Annotated in this window: 18 protein-coding genes; 8 read left to right on the top strand and 10 right to left on the bottom strand. The window is 72.5% G+C overall.

Features of this window, described 5'->3' with window-relative positions:
- Positions 1–67: 67 nt before the first annotated feature.
- From ACFVYL_RS08255 to ACFVYL_RS08230, 6 genes are all read right to left on the bottom strand, one after another.
- Positions 68–1,813 carry a hypothetical protein gene (locus ACFVYL_RS08255; RefSeq protein WP_389713754.1) on the bottom strand — a complete coding sequence of 582 codons (1,746 nt, stop codon included), beginning with the start codon at positions 1,811–1,813 and terminating at the stop codon, positions 68–70.
- 6 nt (positions 1,814–1,819) lie between these two features.
- Complete coding sequence (locus tag ACFVYL_RS08250) at positions 1,820–2,326, bottom strand: peptidoglycan-binding protein (RefSeq protein WP_389713752.1); 507 nt, start codon at positions 2,324–2,326, stop codon at positions 1,820–1,822.
- Between the two features lie 192 nt (positions 2,327–2,518).
- A complete protein-coding gene (sph, locus tag ACFVYL_RS08245) occupies positions 2,519–3,505 on the bottom strand; it encodes a sphingomyelin phosphodiesterase (RefSeq protein ID WP_389713750.1) in 987 nt (328 codons plus the stop codon).
- A gap of 108 nt (positions 3,506–3,613) precedes the next feature.
- On the bottom strand, positions 3,614–4,675 hold the full coding sequence (locus ACFVYL_RS08240) for a cytochrome P450 (RefSeq protein WP_389713748.1): 1,062 nt from the start codon (positions 4,673–4,675) through the stop codon (positions 3,614–3,616).
- Between the two features lie 142 nt (positions 4,676–4,817).
- Complete coding sequence (locus ACFVYL_RS08235; RefSeq protein WP_223828759.1) at positions 4,818–4,898, bottom strand: tryptorubin family RiPP precursor; 81 nt, start codon at positions 4,896–4,898, stop codon at positions 4,818–4,820.
- 246 nt (positions 4,899–5,144) lie between these two features.
- Positions 5,145–5,663, bottom strand: coding sequence for a hypothetical protein (locus ACFVYL_RS08230; protein WP_389713747.1), 519 nt, complete (start codon positions 5,661–5,663; stop codon positions 5,145–5,147).
- Positions 5,664–5,848: 185 nt separating this feature from the next.
- On the opposite strand from ACFVYL_RS08230, the gene ACFVYL_RS08225 reads away from it, so the two are divergent.
- A complete protein-coding gene (locus ACFVYL_RS08225; RefSeq protein ID WP_389713745.1) occupies positions 5,849–6,541 on the top strand; it encodes an alpha/beta fold hydrolase in 693 nt (230 codons plus the stop codon).
- A gap of 91 nt (positions 6,542–6,632) precedes the next feature.
- Positions 6,633–7,514, top strand: coding sequence for a polysaccharide deacetylase family protein (locus tag ACFVYL_RS08220; protein ID WP_389713744.1), 882 nt, complete (start codon positions 6,633–6,635; stop codon positions 7,512–7,514).
- Positions 7,515–7,743: 229 nt separating this feature from the next.
- Here the strand turns inward: ACFVYL_RS08220 and ACFVYL_RS08215 are convergent, their stop codons facing one another.
- Together ACFVYL_RS08215 and ACFVYL_RS08210 are read right to left on the bottom strand one after the other, a co-directional pair.
- Positions 7,744–8,412: an ABC transporter gene (locus ACFVYL_RS08215; protein ID WP_389713742.1), complete on the bottom strand. Its 669-nt coding sequence runs from the start codon at positions 8,410–8,412 to the stop codon at positions 7,744–7,746.
- On the bottom strand, positions 8,412–9,359 hold the full coding sequence (locus ACFVYL_RS08210; RefSeq protein ID WP_389713740.1) for an ATP-binding cassette domain-containing protein: 948 nt from the start codon (positions 9,357–9,359) through the stop codon (positions 8,412–8,414). Before ACFVYL_RS08210 ends, ACFVYL_RS08215 begins: the two co-directional genes overlap by 1 nt.
- A 79-nt stretch (positions 9,360–9,438) precedes the next feature.
- Here ACFVYL_RS08210 and ACFVYL_RS08205 point away from each other — a divergent pair, with 79 nt between their 5' ends.
- Positions 9,439–10,200, top strand: coding sequence for a peptidyl-tRNA hydrolase (locus tag ACFVYL_RS08205; protein WP_389713738.1), 762 nt, complete (start codon positions 9,439–9,441; stop codon positions 10,198–10,200).
- Between the two features lie 10 nt (positions 10,201–10,210).
- On the opposite strand, the gene ACFVYL_RS08200 is transcribed toward ACFVYL_RS08205, so the two are convergent.
- Together ACFVYL_RS08200 and ACFVYL_RS08195 are read right to left on the bottom strand one after the other, a co-directional pair.
- Positions 10,211–10,576, bottom strand: coding sequence for a darcynin family protein (locus ACFVYL_RS08200; protein WP_389713736.1), 366 nt, complete (start codon positions 10,574–10,576; stop codon positions 10,211–10,213).
- 50 nt (positions 10,577–10,626) lie between these two features.
- Entirely contained in the window at positions 10,627–11,520 is an 894-nt protein-coding gene (locus ACFVYL_RS08195) for an NAD(P)H-binding protein (RefSeq protein ID WP_389713735.1), read from the bottom strand.
- Between the two features lie 388 nt (positions 11,521–11,908).
- Here ACFVYL_RS08195 and ACFVYL_RS08190 point away from each other — a divergent pair, with 388 nt between their 5' ends.
- The 5 genes from ACFVYL_RS08190 (at position 11,909) to ACFVYL_RS08170 (ending at position 16,906) form a co-directional block, all read left to right on the top strand.
- Complete coding sequence (locus tag ACFVYL_RS08190) at positions 11,909–12,676, top strand: DUF4142 domain-containing protein (RefSeq protein ID WP_389713733.1); 768 nt, start codon at positions 11,909–11,911, stop codon at positions 12,674–12,676.
- A gap of 97 nt (positions 12,677–12,773) precedes the next feature.
- On the top strand, positions 12,774–14,081 hold the full coding sequence (locus tag ACFVYL_RS08185) for a DUF692 domain-containing protein (protein WP_389713731.1): 1,308 nt from the start codon (positions 12,774–12,776) through the stop codon (positions 14,079–14,081).
- A gap of 4 nt (positions 14,082–14,085) precedes the next feature.
- A complete protein-coding gene (locus ACFVYL_RS08180) occupies positions 14,086–15,132 on the top strand; it encodes a TIGR04222 domain-containing membrane protein (protein ID WP_389713730.1) in 1,047 nt (348 codons plus the stop codon).
- Between the two features lie 142 nt (positions 15,133–15,274).
- Positions 15,275–16,033, top strand: coding sequence for a DUF4142 domain-containing protein (locus ACFVYL_RS08175; protein ID WP_389713729.1), 759 nt, complete (start codon positions 15,275–15,277; stop codon positions 16,031–16,033).
- Between the two features lie 99 nt (positions 16,034–16,132).
- Positions 16,133–16,906 carry a TIGR04222 domain-containing membrane protein gene (locus tag ACFVYL_RS08170; RefSeq protein WP_389713727.1) on the top strand — a complete coding sequence of 258 codons (774 nt, stop codon included), beginning with the start codon at positions 16,133–16,135 and terminating at the stop codon, positions 16,904–16,906.
- Positions 16,907–16,952: the final 46 nt, after the last annotated feature.

Below are 16,952 nucleotides of genomic sequence, written 5' to 3'. Positions count from 1 at the left end.
TCCCGGCAGGAAGGGGCGGTGAACATCGACTCGCCCTCCTGCCGGGCACATCAGCACGTGCTGGCGGCTACCGGTGCCACTCCGTCCACGCGCCGGTCGCCGGGTTGCGGTCCCGGTACCAGGGCAGTCCGTCCGTTCCCGTCGTCGCCACGGTCACCGCCGAACCGTCCGCATCGACCACCTCGACGCCACCGGTGGCCTGGCCGCCGAAGTCCTGCCAGCCGGACCACGCCCCGGTGCCCGTGGTGTAGTTGGTGTACACCTTGCGGTCCGCGCCGACGACCCAGACCTGCCAGCCGCCGTTGTCGAACTGGTGCCATTCCTCGCCGTACTCGCAGGAGAAGCGCCCGCCCAGCTCGTCGGACGTGCACAGCTGGTCGTCGGGGATCGGCGCCAACGGGGCCCGCGGCAGCGCGGCCGCCCGCGCCTTGCGTTCCTCGTAGGCCCGGACGGCGTCGCGATGCGCGGCAGGGGATGCGGGGACGTTGTCGATGGCGACCCGGTAGGCGTCACCGGTCGCCAGGACATGGTTGGAGTAGTAGAAACGCTGCAGGGCGTTTCCGGCGTCGCGGTTGGATTTCTTGTCGATGTAGCGGATCGAGAACTTCCACGGATCGTTCGGGTACTGCTCCGTCGACTTCGCGCCTTGCCAGGTGGAGGCGAACGGGTACTCGTCGCACTCCTCCCCAGGGTTCTTCTTCAGGTATTTGCAGGTCTTGCGTCCGACCACGTAGCGGTTGCCGCGGTACTGCGAGCGGGCGTTCTTGCCGTCGTCCCCGGTGAGCTTCTTGCCCGCGTACAGACGCGTGAGGGGTTTCGTGCTCGAAGGGGCCCAGTATGCGGATCCGGGCATGTTGAACGGCTTGTTCCACCCGTATGGGTTCGCCTTGCCGTTGGCTCCGGCGTTGGGATCCTGGAGGTAGGGGAACGTCTGGTACGGAGTCTTCTGCGCGCTGACGATGTGTTTGGCCCAAGTGGGGTTGTCCGCGTATTGGGACGCGAATACCAGGGATTCGTCCCGCAGGATGCAGCCGCCCTTGGCGGCAAGGTACTCGGCGTCGTCGCACCGCACGACCAGGTGACCGAACGCCTCCTCCGTCGGATTGTCGCTGGTGAAGAGAGCACCGACACCGAAGTAGGCGACCTTGTCGTCCACATAGAATGATTTAGCTTCGGGGAATGCCTGTTTCACGTCTGGGTCATCGGGGTTCGTGCGTGCCGAACCGCTGGTGTCCCAGATGGCTTCCTTGGTTTCGTCGATGGGATACCAGGCCACCGGTTTGTGCCGTCCCACAAGAACGGGTCCCTTGTCGCACTTGGCGTCGGCGATACCGACGCACTGAAGGCTGATGGTGAACTCTGCGCTCTCGAGCTTGGGAAACAAGTCGACGTTTCCCTCCGGCGTCTTGTTCCACTTGTCGAGCGCGAACTGCTGCCTGATGACTCGGTTGTTGCGATCCATCCAGAACGTCATCGTGGACCGGCCGGAGATCCACGCCTTCTTGGCAGGGGCGGCAGGATCACTGATGCTGAACTGGACCTTACTCACCCGGCAGGCGTTGAACCGGTCCTTGAACGCGACGACATAGCCACCGTGCTTGTCCGCCTCCTCGCGGCACGAGGCGATGTCCCACCGGCCCTCAGGGGGCGCCGCCGGTTCCTGCACCACGGGGGCAGGCACTTCGCGCACCGAGATGCGCGGCTTCAAAGGCTTCTCATCGGCTTGGGCAGGCACGGCGGCGAGTAACGATGCGGCCACCCCCAGGCCCGAGAGTGCGGAGAGCGTGCGCATCCTGCGGGAAGTCAGCGGCATTCCCGTTCACCTCGCACACTTGACGAAGGTGGTCTCGTCGTACCAGAGAACCTGCCGGTCGCTGCCGAGACTCATCGTCCAGTTCCCGCCGGCTTCCGGGCGAGTGAAGGTGATGTACTTGTTCTCGATCCCGTCGTAGCGGACCGTGGTGGCGTTGACGGCGGTCAGATGCTCGGTGGCGGCCTTCTTCCACGTGTTCTTGCCGATGAGCCCGTCCGCGTCCAGCCCGTGGTCGGCTTGCCACTTCTTGGACGCCGCCGTGGTCTTGGGCCCGAATTCACAGTCGATCTCCGCTGCGGGGAGATAGCCCTCGGACCACAGGATCTGCTGCCACAGCGCCGTCACGTTTCCCTTGGCGTGGTGACTGGCGGACACGATCTCCTCGTTCCACCAGTCGTCCAGGAGCGATCCCTCGCCGGAGAAGGCCGCCCCGCGAGCGAACGCCGGCGAGGCGGTCATCACCACAACTGCCGCGCCGGCGCCGAGAATGCCGAGCACATGTCTACCGCGCACGATTCCTCCCGATTCTGATTGCCATGCGCACGACATGCGCATGGCGGCAGGCGAAACTACCGGTCCCGGGCCCACTGCTAAAAGGCGAAGTTCAGACATCCGAGGCCCCCCCGAAGGGGAAAAGCCATGGGATACGACGAGTTCGCGGAGCACGGCGGGCCGGGCAGCCCACCACAAGCCATCAGAAGCGACCTAGCCCGCCGTCACCGGGTAGTGGTCCGAAAGGTTCGTGTACGTGTACTTCTTACCCCAGCTGGAGACCGTCCAGGGCGCGCTCTGCTCCTTGATCACGTTGTTCTGCCAGGTGGCGGGGCGCGCGTGGCCCTTGCGGTGGAGGATGAAGTCGAGGTCCTCGCGGGGGTCGTCCGGGTAGCGCTCGGCGGCGATCGAGTTGTCCTTCGTGTCGAACGAGTACGGGTGGCCGGTGCGGGCGTCGGCCGGGGCGAAGCCGCCGTCGGCGAGCATCGAGGCGTACTCGGAACTGTGCGAGTCGACGTTGAAGTCGCCCGCCACGATGACCTGTTCGCCCGCCGGAATGTTCTTCGCGGCCAGGAAGGCGTCCATCTCCCTGAACTGCCGGGCGCGGGTGGCCGCGGCCTCGCCGTCGCCGCAGCCGGGATCGGTGGACTGGGTGTGCGTGCCGACGACGTGCGTCCTGGCGCCGTTCACGTCCAACACCGCATAGACGAAACCCTTGTTGGAGTACGAGTCGGAGCCGCACGCGTCCTTGTAGACGTACTGCTCCTTGCGCACGATCGGCCACTTGCTCAGAACCGTCACGCCGCCGTCCTCCGGCGTCGCCGAGGAGTACGCGCCGCCGGTGGCGTCCCAGCCGTCCTTGCCGCGGCCCATGACGGGGGTCTGGTGCGGATAGCGGGCCGCCGCGTCCGCCTTCAGCGCGTCGGACGCGGAGTTGTCGAACGCCTCCTGGAGCACGACGACGTCCTGGCCCTGGAAGAACCCGGCGGCGGGTATCGCCTTGGCGCGGTGATCCTGGCCCCAGTTCGGGTAGAGCGTCTTGCTGAACAGGAAGGTGTTGTACGTGAGCACCTTGAGCGAGGGCGGCGCGGCGGACGCGTCGGCGGCCGTCGCGGAGGGGGCGACGGCGGCGAGCGTAGCGGCGGCGAGTGCGGCGGTGACGGCCGCCGCGTGGGTCCTGCGCAGCGCTGAGTGCGGCACTGAGACTCCTGGAGGTGGGGGTGGTGCACAGCTGGTCACGGCCGTGCGGAAGCGCCCTTGGCCGGGCGCTCGGCCATCCAACCAGCCGCGATTACTTCTGGGGGTGCTTCACGTGAACTTCTGCCCCCGCCGCACCAGCCGCACCTTGTCGACGCCGAGCAGCCCCGCGAGCGGCACCTTCGCGGAGGTCTGGCGCGGATCGACGCCCACGCCCTCGGCGCGCAGGATGTCGAGCAGCATCCCGGCCAGCGGCATCACCATGTGCCGGCCCCAGCAGCGTTCGGAGGCGTGGCCGAAGGGGAGGTAGCCGGGGTGATTGTCGGGGTCGAGGGCGGCCCAGCGCTCGGGGCGGAACGCGTCGGGGTCGTCCCAGAGTTCCGGGTCGCGGTGGCTGAGCAGCGGCAGCAGCAGGATGTCGTCGCCCTTGCCGATGCGGTCGTCGAGGGCGGGGTACTCGGGGGACGCGTTCCGCAGGATGTTCCAGGACGGCGGCAGCAGCCGCATGGACTCGTACAGGATGTGCTCGTTCGGCGTGTCCCCGTCGAACGGCGCCCCCAGCCAGTACGCGTTGGCGACGAGCGTGGAGACGGTGAAGCAGACCGGGGCGGCGGCCCGCCGGTACAGGCCCATGGCGTAGCGGCGGTCGCTGTAGGTCGTGGCGTTCGCCGTCAGGCCCGCGATGCTGGTGACGGGCGCGCCCGGGCGGAGCCTGCCGGGCAGGGCGGCGCCGGTGGCGATGACCGTCCAGGTGAGTTTGGGCGTCAGCTCCAGGGTGCGGTCCATGAGGATGCGCAGCCGGTACGGGTCGGCGCCGAGGATCAGGTCGCGCAGGTACACATGGCCGACGTGCGGCCAGGCTCCGGAGAGGTCGACGGTGCCCGGCAGCGGCTTCTTCAGGGCCGCCCGCACGTCCCGGCCGATGGCCTGCATGACGGTGGACGCCTCGGTGTGCGGGATGGAACGCCCGTGCAGCGGTTTGAAGGTGGGGCGTTCGCGCTCGGTGGCGGGTCGCGCGGCCAGGATCTGGTCGGTCAGGGCGGGGCCCGCGACGCCGACCGTGTCGTCGTCGAGGCGGAACACGTCCTGGCCGAGGTGGTCGCGCAGCAGGGCGTGGAGTCGCGGCGTGAAGACGGTGGTCCGCGCGAGCCGGGCGGTACCGGATATGGACATCGGTGGTCTCCAGGTGCGGGAGGCCCGCCCCCGGTGGCCGGTTCAGGGCACACCGGGCGCGGGCCTCGACGGCGCATTACGTCCCTAAGGGACCTAAGGGATGCGCATCCGCGCGGATGCGCGCGGTGACCGGCTCGCCGGCCTAGTACCAGTGGTACCAGGCGTAGGCCTTGAGGCTCTTCTCGCCGGTGATCTTCTTCTTGAGGGAGCGGACAACCTTCATGTGCATACCTCCGGTCGTTTCCGTCGTCCGTGCCGGACACGGACCTGCGAAGGCTCTCCGGATCCGATCAACAGCCGATAAACGGCCAGGTGATGGGCTATGACGGGCATATCCGATGCGCGGTGACGGGTGGGGCGTACGGGGCGCGTGAGCGAGACGTCAGCGCGACGCGTGCGGTACGGGCCGTCAGGGAAGAGGGGTGTCGCCGGTCGCCCGTTCCGCCCGGGGGCGAGGGCTCTACAGGCCCTACACCAGGTACAGACCGGCGAAGTCGTTCCACCCCTCCGGGACCCAGGCGCCGGACGTGCGCGAGGGGTCGTAGTCCAGGAGGCGGGCCCACCGCATCAGTTCGTGCCAGGTGGCGTCGGCCTCCCGCGCCCAGTCCGGGCCCGCGTTCTCCACCAGGTCCACCGACTCGGCCACGCGCAGTTCGATCGCCGCGAGTTGCTCGCGGGCGCCCTCCGGCAGCAGCTCGCCGCGCGCCTCCATCATCGAGCGCAGTTGCTCGCAGCACGCCCCCAGGTGAGCACGCATGGCCCGGACGTTCGCCCCGGTGGGGCGGGGCGGGGCGGTCTGCTCAAGGAACATCCCGGACGCGAGCGTGTGCCAGTAGTGCGCTTCGCGGAACAGCGGCGTGCGCTGTTCGTCGGACATCGCGCCGAACGCGGGCGGCGGCTCCTCCCCGTTCCGCAGCGCGTCGGCGCGGGCCCGGTCGGCCCAGGTCTTCGCCAACTGCCGTACGTCGTCGCGCTGTACCGGCCGCATCGTGGTTCCTCCGTCACTTCTGGGGCTGATCCGAGGCCGCACTTCTGGGGCTGATCCGAGGCCGCCTCGACGCACCCCGTGGCCGCATGGTCCGTGCACAGACCATATTCCGTGCGTCATACCGTGGGGGCCGCCCCCGGACGAGCGGGTCGCGTCGAGCAGACGCGCAGATGAGAGGACCAACCATGAAGCTGCACACCCACGAGTGGGGGACCGGCGACCGCGTCGCCCTCCTGGTCCACGGGATCATGTCGGACCACCGCACGTGGCGGCGCGTGGGGCCCGCACTCGCGGGCAAGGGATACCGCGTGATCGGCGTGGACCTGCGGGGGCACGGCGCGAGCGGGCGCGGTGCGTACGGTGCGGAGATCTTCGCGGACGACCTCGTCGAGACCCTGCCGTCCGGCGCCGAGCTCGCGATCGGGCACTCGCTCGGCGCTCTCGCGCTGGCCCTCGCGGCGGAGCGGCTCGCCCCCGCGCGGGCCGTCTACTCCGACCCGGCGTGGGCGCTCGGCGCCGAGGGCGCGGTCGACCCCGCGATGTTCGTGGAGTTCCGGCGGATTCCGCGCCATCTGATAGCGAAGTTCAACCCTCGCTGGGAGGAGGCCGACGTGGACGTCGAGGTCGCCACGCTGGCCGCCTGGGACCCGGACACCGCGCTGTCGATCTCCGGCGCGGGCGCCGTCGACCACATCCCGGCGGCGCCGGTCGTCCCTTCGCTGGTGCAGGTGGCGGACCCCAGCATCGTCGTCGACGACACGCTCAAGGCGGAGCTGGCGCGGCGCGGCTTCGAGGTGCGTACGGTCCGGGGCGCGGGACACACCATCCACCGCGACGACTTCGACGCGTTCATGGGCTCCCTGGACGGCTGGCTGTGAGGTGAGCGCCGGGGCCCCGGACGGGTGGCGGTGGGCGGGGCGACACGACCGGTTGTCCTATTTGCCGTATTAATGCCTATATCTTGACCGGGTGATCACTCTCGTACGGAGATGCGCCGCGCTCTGCGCCCTCGGCACCCTGACCGCCCTCGCCGGATGCGCCGGCGCCCCCGGCACGCCCGGTCACGCGGGCCGCCCCGACCGGACCGCGGCGGCCACCGCCGCCCCCTCACCGTCCGCACCGCCCACCCTCGCGCCGGGCCCCGCCGGACTGACCCCGGTGTTCACGAACGGCTCCCGCAAGCACGGCCGCACCGTCGCCCTCACCTTCGACGCCGACATGACCGCGGACCAGGGGCGGCGCGCGGCGGCCGGGGAACGGTTCGACAATCCGGCGCTGGTCGCCACGTTGCGGCGGCTGAAAGTGCCCGCCACGTTCTTCATGACGGGCCGGTGGGCCGAGGAGTACGCGGGCCAGGCCAAGGACATCGGCCGCGACCCCCTCTTCGAGGTCGCCAACCACTCGTACAGCCACCACGCCTTCACCGGCAGCTGTTACGGCCTGCCGACCGTGCCCGCCGCCCGCATGCGCGCCGACATGGAGCGCGCCTTCGCCGCCTTCCGCACGGCGGGCGTCGCACACCCGGTGCCGTACTTCCGCTTCCCCGGCGGCTGTTACGACCGGCAGGCCCTGCGTGCCCTCGCGCCCGGCGGCGTCACCGCCGTGCAGTGGGACGTGGTCAGCGGCGACGCCTTCGCGACCGACTCCGGCGCGGTGGCCCGGCAGGTGCTCGACGGGGTGCGCCCCGGCTCGGTCGTGGTCATGCACTGCACGCGCAGCGCGGCGCCCGCCACCGAGCGCGCCCTGCGCACGATCGTCCCGGAGCTGCGCGAGCGCGGGTACCGGTTCGTGCGGGTGTCGGAGCAGATCCGGTCGTCGGGGGCGGCGGGGACGGCGGGAGCACGGGGCTGACCGGCATGGCGGATGACGAGGACCACCGCGCGGCAGCGGCGGGCGAGCCCTTCGCCGAGTGTGTGCGGTGCCGCGCGACACCGCGTGTGTGCGGTGCCGCGCGCCCACCGGGTATCCGGAGTCCCACGAGGGTGTCACGCTCTGTGCGGTCTGTACGTGGCAGGAGGCGGAGCGCTCGGCGTGTCCGGGGCGAGGCGGGGCGTACCCGTACGCACCGCTCGCCCCCCGGTCAGCTCCGCCGTGAACTGAGCGTGCACGCCCCCCACATGGCCGCCGCCGCGACGGCCACCGCCCCCGCGAGCGCGCCCAACGGCACCGGCACCGCGCCCTCCCGCGACCCTGTGGTCAGGTCGGTGAGGACCGACTTCGCCGGGGACCCCGTGGTGACCAGCAGGAACAGCGCACCGAGCAGTAGCGCGGGGACGGCCCGTCCCGCCGAGCGCAGCAGCGGCCAGTTGGCGAGCGCGCCGAGCGCCGTGCCGAGCAGCGCGCTGACGAGCATCGCAAGGAGACCGGCCGCCCCCGCGGGCAACCGCGGCACCGGCACCCGCGCATTCGTGCTCGACGCGTCGCTGATGGCGGTCACGACGAGGACCGCCGCCCCGCCGAGCGCGGCCGCCGCGAACAAGGCGGCGAGCAGCGAGGCGAGGTGGGCCCGCCCCGGCCCGGCGGCCGCCGCGGTACAACCGCGGGCCGCGGGCGGCTCGTTGGTCACACAGATCCGTACCAGCCAGGCGGTCACGGGCAGCAGCCCGCCCGCGGCGTACGCGAGCGAGTCCAGGACGGGCTGCCCGCCCTGCACGCCGATGCCGAGGAAGACGGCGTACAGGATCACGGGCGGGAGCCACCGCTGGGACCGCACCAGCAGCGCGGTCTGGTAGCGCAGCAGGGCACGCATCACAGCTCCTCCCCGTCCGTCGTTTCCGACGGCTCCACAGCGTCCACCTTCGCCGCTTCCGCCGCCCTCACCACTTTCGCCACGTGCCACGGCGGTCGTGCCGTCAGCAGTTCCCGCAGGATCCGGTCCGAGTGGGGTTCGGGGACCGTGAGGCGCGTGAGACCGGCGGGCGCGTCCGGGCCCACCGTCACGGCCGACACCCCCACGGCCGACACCGCCACGGCCGCCGCCGTCACCGCGGCCGGGAGTCCGGCGCCCGGCGGGCCCTGGGTTTCGATGAGCACCACCGGCCCCTGCCACGGCGGCGAAGTCGCCTGCTCCGCACGGCGGTTCAGCGCCGACCCCGCCAGTACGTACGTCTCGTCCGCCACCCCCTGGAGGCGGCGCGGATCGTGGTCGACGAAGACCACGGAGCCGCCCGCCGCCGTGCGCTCACTCACCGCGCGGTCGAGTTCGGCGCGGGCGAGGGCGTCCAGGCCCGTCCATGCCTCGTCGAGGACCAGCAGTCCGGGGTCGGCAAGCAGCGCCTGCGCCACGGCGACCTTCTGGCTGCTGCCCTTGGAGAGCTCCGCCAGCGGCGTCCGCGCGTACTCGTCGGCGCCGAAGCGCTCCAGCCACTCCGTCGCGCGGCGGCGGGCCACGCCGCGCGCGAGGCCGTGGACGCTGCCCAGGTGGGTGAGGTAGCCGACCGCGGTGAAGGGCAGCGCGGCCGGGAACCGCTCGGGGACGAACGCCGTGCGCGCACGTCCGGACACCCGCCCTTCGGAGGGCGCGTCGATACCGGCGAGGAGCCTCAACAGGGTTGACTTCCCCGTGCCGTTGCCACCCTCAACGCGTACCAGGGCGCCCTCCGGTATGCCGAGATCGACTCCGCGCAGCACCCATGCGCCGCCCATGCCGTAACGACGGCCCACCCCGTCGAGCCGTACGGCGAGATCACGTTCCATGCGGGCCATCCTCGCGTACGGGCCCCGCCCGGCCGGGCGGGGCCCAAAGGGGCGGGAGGGGGCTGGCAGACTGGCGGGCGTGAGCAGCGACGAGACGACCACCACCCCCGCCATGCCGCCCGCGGAGGGCAGCCCGTTCAACCATGAGATCGCTTCGCGCGACGAGGCCCCGCAGTATGTCCTGCCGCTGGTCGCGCGGATCGAGCGCGGCGCTCCCCCGGCCCGCACGGACGCGCTGGAGACCGCGGCCCGCGCCGTCCTGGTGATGCTGAGCGACGAGCGCTCCCTCGGCGACGGCGAGTGGGCGCAGGCGATGCGCGACTGGCAGGACGCCCGCATCCGCAAGGTGGTGCGGCGGGCCAGGGGCGCCGAGTGGCGCAAGGCCGGGGCGCTGCCCGGCATCACGGTCACCGGCGAGTCGGCGGAGGTCCGCGTCTACCCGCCCGTACCCCTGGACGGCTGGCCCAGGGAGCTGGCCAGGCTCCAGGTCTCCGGCACCGAACTCGACGATCCGGAGCCGCCGCCGGGCGCCGACCCGACGCACCCCGTGCTCTGGCTCAACCCCCACATCGAGATGACGGCGGGCAAGTCGATGGCCCAGGCGGGCCACGGCGCCCAGCTGGCCTGGTGGGAGCTGTCGGACGAGGAGCGCGCGGCCTGGCGCGACGCCGGTTTCCCGTTCGCCGTCCGCACCGCCGACGCGGAGCACTGGCGCGAGGTGACCGCGGGCGGCAACCCGGTGGTCCGCGACGCGGGTTTCACGGAGATCGCGCCCGGCAGCACCGTCGCGGTCGAAGGGGTGGACCGCGTGGCGAAGCTCCCGCGCGAAGACCGTCCGTAGAGCCCGCTGATCAGGTGCTGATGGTGGTGACGGCCTCCAGTCCGTACGTACGGGCGTAGCCGTTCTCGGTGCCGACCAGGAGGTCGACGACGTCGAAGTAGCGGTCCCAGAAGGGGGTTTCGCGCAGGGCGTCGACGAGGAGCTGGTAGGCGTTGTGGTCGTCGGCTTCCCAGACCCAGACGTCGGTGACGCGGGTGGAGTAGAACTCCGTGTCGTAGAAGCGTGAGCGGACGCCGGTGGTCTTGGCCTTGACCGCGGGGATGACCTCGGTCACGAAGGCGTCCACGCGTTCCTGCGGGGTCATGGCGAGCCACTCGGGTGTGGTCTTGACGAGCATGAACGCGGTGACGGGCGGGGCGGATTCCTGGGTGGACATGATGCGTGCCTCCAAAGCGGCGAGCGGAGCGGCGGACGGTGGTGGTGTGGTCAGGCGTGGACGGCGGGCTTGAGCGTCCGGGCGCACCACTGCTCGAAGGTGGTGCGGGCGGCGGCCTCCGGAGTGCGGGCGACTCCCGCGTCGAGGCCCTCGTCCTTGGCCCGCTTCATGTCGCAGATGCCCTGCGCGAACGCGCCGTCCAGGCCGTAGCCGACGAGGGTGGTGTACAGCTCGTCGAGCGGCTGGCGTTCGAAGCGGACGGGGCGGCCGAGCTGCTCGGTCATGATGCGGGCGAGGTCGTTCGGCGACAGGTCCTGCGGCCCGTGGAGCGGGACGCTGCCGGTGCCGGTCCACGAGCGCTCAAGAAGGAGGTCGGCGGCGACGGCGGCGATGTCCGCGACGGCGACGAAGGGGGCCGGGCGGTCGGGGTCGGCGGCGTCGGTGAAGAGGCCCCGCTCACGGAGGGAGTCGGTCTCTTCGAGCAGGTTCTCGAAGAACGACGGGTTGGCCAGCGCCCGGTAGGCGACGCCGGTGCCCGCGATGAAGTCGTCCAGGGCGAGGGAGGCGGTGACCAGTCCCGCGCGGTCCGCGACGGGAGTGCCGCGGCCGAGCGCGGAGACGCCGACGACGTGGCTGACGCCGTGGGCGGTGAGCGCCTTCGCGGCGGGCCGGCTGAAGCCGGTGTAAGCCTCCTCCGGCGTCTGCGAGGAGTCCGGCGGGACGAGCCAGAACACGGCGTCCGCACCGTCGAAGGCCCGGTCGACGACCTCGGCGTCGCCGTGCGAGCCGGTGATCACCTCGACCCGCTCGCGGACCGCGTCGGGAAGCCGGGCGGGATCGCGCACCACCACGCGCAGCTCTTCGCCGCGGGTGGGGGCGGACTCCAGGAGCAGGGGCAGCAGTTGGCGGCCGATGTTCCCGGTGGGAGCAGTAATGACGATCATGAAAACCTCGTGGGTCGTGGCGGTTGGGTACGACCCTCATCCTGCGGAGAGGCCCATCGTTGCCACAATGGGAACTTCGGCACGGGATTATTGCTTGAGGTGGAATTACCGCGTTGAGCAGCGGTTTTAGAGCGTCAGCCTGGACCGGTGCGATGCCGGACGCGGGGGTGGGCCGGGCGGGTCAGCCGTCGTCCCACAGCCGCTCGCCCACAACAGCTCGCCCGCAGCCGCTCGAACGATCGCCGCTCATAGGCGACGAGCTCGGCGAACGAGGCGTGGCGCTCCCCCGCGTCCATGCCGCCCCACATCTCGCGCGGTTGAACGCCCCGCCCGTATCTTCCGTACTCCTCAGTACCACCGGCGACACGGGAGCACCACGGGAGGCACCTTGCGGCGCGTCAACGGCACGGCTCTGATCATCGCGGCACTCGTCGCCACACTGGGCGCGATCGCGTTCCCCGTGTGGTCCTACGCCGACCGCTCCGGGACCGGCCAGGCCAATCTGGCCGCCGGGACCGTCGCCACCCGGTGGGGGCCGCTCTCCGCGGCCGACCGGGACCTGCTCGTGAAGGTGCGGCTCGCGGGGCTGTGGGAGATACCCGCGGGCCAGCAGGCCGTCGAACGCGCGCCGACCGAGGCCGTCAAGGAGGCCGGGGACCATCTCATCGTCGGCCACACCGACCTCGACAAGCGGGTCCGCGCGGCCGCCGCGCAGCTCGGCGTGGAACTGCCCAACCAGCCCACCGAGCAGCAGCGGGGCTGGCTGGACGAGTTGACCGCGGCGAGCGGCGAGACGTACCAGCGCAAGTTCGCGAACCTGCTGCGCGCGTCGCACGGCAAGGTGTTCGCCGTGATCGCGCAGGTCCGCGACAGCACCCGCAACTCGCTCGTCCGCCAGCTCGCGACGGACTCCAACCAGACCGTCCTGGACCACATCACGATGCTGGAGTCCACCGGTTTCGTCGACTTCGACGGGATCGCGAACGGCGCCGCGTCGACCGCGACCGCCAGCCCCACCGGGCCTCCGCCACCGTCCGGGGCCACTCCCCCGCAGCCGGAGCCCGCCGGGCCGAGCGGCGACGTGTCGACCACGTCCCGGCCCTCGCCCGCGCCGCCCGGCGAGGTGAACACCGGCCGGCCGGAACCTCAAATGTAGCTCTGAACGTCTCCACCCGAGGGTTCGCCGCCGCCCGCCGGGGTCATGGTCCTGGCAACGAGGGGCCGGGGGGCCTGGGGGACGAAGGGGGAGCGACATGCGGAGTCCGAAGCTGCGACTGGGGACCGGAATCGGCTGGCGGCCCGAGATCGCGGACGCCGTGGAGGCGATGCCCGGCATCGACTGGGTCGAGGCCGTCGCGGAGAACCTCTGCCCGGGCCATCTGCCCGACTCCCTGCTGCGGCTGCGCGAGCGCGGCGTGACCGTCGTGCCGCACGGCGTCTCGCTGGGTCTCGGCGGCGCGGACCGCCCCGACGAGGGGCGGCTCACCGCGCTCGCCGAGCGGGCGCACGCCCTCGGCTCGCCGCTGGTCACCGAGCACATCGCGTTCGTACGCGCGGGCGGCGCCCGCACCGCCACGCAGCCCCTGGAGGCCGGGCACCTGCTTCCGGTGCCGCGCACCCGTGACGCGCTCGACGTGCTCTGCGAGAACGTCCGCATCGCGCAGGACGCGCTCCCCGTACCGCTCGCCGTGGAGAACATCGCGGCGCTGATCGCCTGGCCCGGCGAGGAGATGACGGAGGGACAGTTCCTGTACGAGCTTGTTGAGCGCACGGGCGTACGGCTGCTCATCGACGTCGCCAACCTGCACACCAACCACGTCAACCGCGGCGAGGACCCCTCGAAGGCCCTGGCCGAACTGCCCGTCGAGGCCATCGCCTACGTCCATGTGGCGGGCGGCTTCGAGCGCGACGGCGTGTGGCACGACAGCCACGCGCATCCGGTGCCCGAGCCCGTTCTCGCGATCCTCGCCGACCTCGCGGCCCGCATCTGCCCGCCCGGTGTCCTCCTGGAGCGGGACGAGAACTTCCCCGAACCGGCTGAACTGGAACGGGAGCTGGACGCGATACGGGCCACCGTGAAGACCTCCGGCGAGCTGCCCGCGCCGGTCGTCGAGGACCTCCCGCGCGAGGCGCCGCCCGCCTCCCCCGCCGCCCGCCAGCGCACCGCGCTCGCCCAGACCGCGCTGCTCTCCGCGCTCGTCGCGGGCACCCCGGCGCCCGAGGGCTTCGACCACACGCGGCTGAAAGTGCAGAGCCAGGCCCTAGCCGCCAAGCGGGCCGACGTCGTCGCGAAGGTCGCGCCCGAGCTTCCCGGGATCCTGGGCGCGGCGTACCGCGCCGAGTTCCTCGCGTACGCCAGGACCCGCCCGATGACCGGCGGCTACCGCCAGGACGCGCTGCACTTCGCCGAGCACCTGCTGCTCGCCGGGCGGCCCGGGGACGCGGCCGCCCGGCGGCGGTTGAGCGACTGGTGGCTTGAGCGCTCGGGCCCGGCGCCGCTGTCGCGGCGGCCCGGCACCAGGCTGCTGCACGCCACCCGCCGGGTCCTGATGGGGCGGTGACGTCATGAGCATCGTGGTCGTCGGCTACACGCTCGTCGTCTCGCTCGCCGCCATGGAGCTGATCCGGGGCGTGACGGCGGCCCGCCGCACCCGGCCCCCGCACCGGGCGAGGCCACCGCGCGACGCCGAGCACGGCGTGTTCGTCCGCGGCACCCTGGAGGCCGCGTTCCTCTCCGGCGGGCCCGCCCGCGCCGCCGACGCGCTGATCGCGGGGCTGCACGAGGACGGCCGCCTCGTCCTCGCCGGGCCCGGCGTCGTCGGCGTCACCGCGCGGACGGCCGGGAACGCCGGCGAGCAGGCAGTCATCGACGCCCACACCGCGGCGCCCCACGGTGCGCTGCACTGGCTGCGGGCGGCCGTGATGCGGAGCGCGCCGGTGCAGGAGACGGGCGAGGAGCTCGCGCGGCGCGGGCTCGTGGTGCGGCCGGGGCGTCAGCGGAAGTGGCGGCGACGGGCCGGGGCGCAGGCCTTCCTGACCCTCTTCGGGCTCGTGGTGGCCGCCGCGCTGGTCCTGCTGCAACACGGCGCCGCGCACGTGGAGGCCGGCCTGGAGCCGGGCAGCTCCGGCGCGCCGCTCGACGACCTCCTGGCCCTGCTGCCCGCCGCCGTCCTCGGCGTGGCGAGCGGCATGATCTGCCTCTCGGTCACGTCGAAACAGAGCACCGTCGCCGGACGGTACGCGCTGCGCGAGTACGTCGCCGCCGCGCGGCACCTCACGGGTGCGGCCCACCTGGTGGCGACCCGCGGTCTCGCGGCGGCCCACCCGGACCTGCGGGGCCACCTGACCGCCGCCGCCCGGGCACAGGGCCGGCCGGTGACCGCCACGAGCTCGCACCACGCCCCGTACCGGGATCCGTCGCCGGGGAGCTCGCCCTCGGGCGGCGGGACGCCTGTCTGGTGCGGCTCGGGCGGCGGGAGCGACGGGGGCGGGTCCTCGTGCGGCGGGGGCGGGTCGTCATGCGGGGGCGGGTCCTCGTGCGACGGCGGCTCGTCCTGCGGGGGCGGGTCCTCGTGCGGAGGCGGTTCCTCCTGTGGTGGCGGGTCAAGTTGAGCAGGGCGGCATCCTCGCCCCGAGGGCGCACGCCGAGCCCGCCGCACGAGGCCCCGCATAAGGCAGTTGACGTACTCCCGGCCGTATCGGACCGCGCCCCTCCCGACGCGCACTAACGTGCGGTGGCGCAACAGGAGGCGTCATGCGATCCCGAACCATCAACGGCACCGGCCTCATCGTCGCGGGGCTCGTCGCGACCCTGACCGCGCTGATCTTCCCTCTCTGGTCCTACGAGGACCGCTCGGGCACCGGGCTCGACCGGCTCAACTCCGAGGCCGTCTCGACCGACTTCGGGCCGCTGTCCGCCCTGGACCGGGACTTCATCACCCGGGTGCGCCTCGCGGGCCTGTGGGAGCTGCCCGCCGGGCAGCAGGCCGAGGAGCGCGGCACCACCAAGGCCGTGCGCACCGCGGGCGAACACCTCGTGGCGGGCCACACGTTCCTGGACGCGCGCGTCCGCGAGGTCGCGACCCGGCTCAGCCTCGAACTGCCCAGCCAGCCGAGCGGCCAACAGCGGGCGTGGCTCGCGGAGTTGAGCGGCGCACGGGGCGAGGCGTACCAGCAGAAGTTCGCGAACATCCTGCGCCGCGCCCACGGCACGGTCTTCGCGCTGGTCGCGGAGGTGCGCGCGAACACCCGCAACGCGCTGGTGCGCGCCCTGGCCGACGACGCCAACAGCACCGTCCTCGACCACATCAAGGTCCTCGAGGGCACCGGCCTCGTCGACTTCGACGGCCTCGCCCGGGACGCGGCGACCTCCGGCCCCGCGGGCCCGGTAACCCGCTCGCCGGCGCCACCGGGCCCGACGGACGCCCCCGGCTCGGCCACGCCGGTCAGCCCGTCGCCCACGTTCCCCCTGCCCCCGGCGGTCTCCCGCCCGAAGCCGGAGAGGGAGCAGTGAGACCCGGGGCCACAAACGGAACGTTACCTACCCGTCACCCGGTGTCCGCATGGTGAATAAGCCGTGGCGCAATGCGGCGACGTCGATTAGAACACCGCCATGTTCTGGGTCCCTCTGTTCCTCCTCGCCTGGGCCGCAGCCGGCCTGTCCTGCGGCCGGCTCTGCCTCGCCGCGAGCCGCGCCGCCGCCCAGGAGAAGGCCGCGGGCCGCGGGCACGAACTCACCCTCTACGAAGCGGCCTTCCTCTCCGGCGGCCCCGCCCGCGTCGCCGACGTGACACTCGTCGCGATGGCCAGGGCCCGGCGGCTGCTGATCGCGCACACCGGCTGGGCGACCGTCGTCGACCCGGTGGGCCGCGACGACATGGAGCGCTCGGTGCTCGGCGCGATCGGGCCCGCGGGGCAGTCGCGGATAGGGCGGATACGGCAGGGCGCGGCCGCCGCCGACCCGGTGCGGGCCCTCGCGGACCGGCTCGTCACGGCCGGCCTCGCCGTCCCGGAGGAGGCCGGTTCGGGCGTCGCGGCCGCGGTGCGCCAGGTGCGGGCCGCGACGGTGGCGGTCCTCGCCCTCGGCGCCGTCGCCGTGCTGATGCCGCCCCAGGAGCGCCCGGGTGCCGGACAGGTGCCCGTCGCGCTCTGGTTCGCGCTGCCGCTCCTGGTGTGCACGGCCTGTCTGCTCATCGCCCGCCTTGAGGTCCATCCGTACACGCGGTGGGCGTCCCCCGCGGGCCAGCGCCTCCTCGGCGCCCTGCCCGCACGCGGCGACGGACTGACCGCCGTGGCGGTGCGCGGGGTCCGGGCCACCGGCGACCCGGAGCTGCGGGCGGCCTTCTCGCACCGGCCGCACCGGGGAGTGGCGCAACGGGGTCAATGAGCCGACACCGGCGGGGCGGTGCTTTACTTCGTCGCTTACCACACGA

This window comes from Streptomyces sp. NPDC058308 (genome assembly GCF_042880275.1).
Taxonomy (GTDB): domain Bacteria; phylum Actinomycetota; class Actinomycetes; order Streptomycetales; family Streptomycetaceae; genus Streptomyces.
Note: the sequence above shows the minus strand (reverse complement) of the source record. Positions and strands in the feature narration are given on the sequence as shown.

Bases quoted from the DNA above. Each gene is read 5' to 3' on its own strand.
- ACFVYL_RS08195 (WP_389713735.1), bottom strand. From the start codon at position 11,520: ATGATCGTCATTACTGCTCCCACCGGGAACATCGGCCGCCAACTGCTG.
- ACFVYL_RS08175 (WP_389713729.1), top strand. From the start codon at position 15,275: ATGCGATCCCGAACCATCAACGGCACCGGCCTCATCGTCGCGGGGCTC.
- ACFVYL_RS08185 (WP_389713731.1), top strand. From the start codon at position 12,774: ATGCGGAGTCCGAAGCTGCGACTGGGGACCGGAATCGGCTGGCGGCCC.
- ACFVYL_RS08170 (WP_389713727.1), top strand. From the start codon at position 16,133: ATGTTCTGGGTCCCTCTGTTCCTCCTCGCCTGGGCCGCAGCCGGCCTG.
- ACFVYL_RS08215 (WP_389713742.1), bottom strand. From the start codon at position 8,412: ATGCGTGCCCTGCTGCGCTACCAGACCGCGCTGCTGGTGCGGTCCCAG.
- ACFVYL_RS08210 (WP_389713740.1), bottom strand. From the start codon at position 9,359: ATGGAACGTGATCTCGCCGTACGGCTCGACGGGGTGGGCCGTCGTTAC.
- ACFVYL_RS08180 (WP_389713730.1), top strand. From the start codon at position 14,086: ATGAGCATCGTGGTCGTCGGCTACACGCTCGTCGTCTCGCTCGCCGCC.
- ACFVYL_RS08200 (WP_389713736.1), bottom strand. From the start codon at position 10,576: ATGTCCACCCAGGAATCCGCCCCGCCCGTCACCGCGTTCATGCTCGTC.
- ACFVYL_RS08230 (WP_389713747.1), bottom strand. From the start codon at position 5,663: ATGCGGCCGGTACAGCGCGACGACGTACGGCAGTTGGCGAAGACCTGG.
- ACFVYL_RS08255 (WP_389713754.1), bottom strand. From the start codon at position 1,813: ATGCCGCTGACTTCCCGCAGGATGCGCACGCTCTCCGCACTCTCGGGC.
- ACFVYL_RS08225 (WP_389713745.1), top strand. From the start codon at position 5,849: ATGAAGCTGCACACCCACGAGTGGGGGACCGGCGACCGCGTCGCCCTC.
- ACFVYL_RS08235 (WP_223828759.1), bottom strand. From the start codon at position 4,898: ATGAAGGTTGTCCGCTCCCTCAAGAAGAAGATCACCGGCGAGAAGAGC.
- ACFVYL_RS08240 (WP_389713748.1), bottom strand. From the start codon at position 4,675: ATGTCCATATCCGGTACCGCCCGGCTCGCGCGGACCACCGTCTTCACG.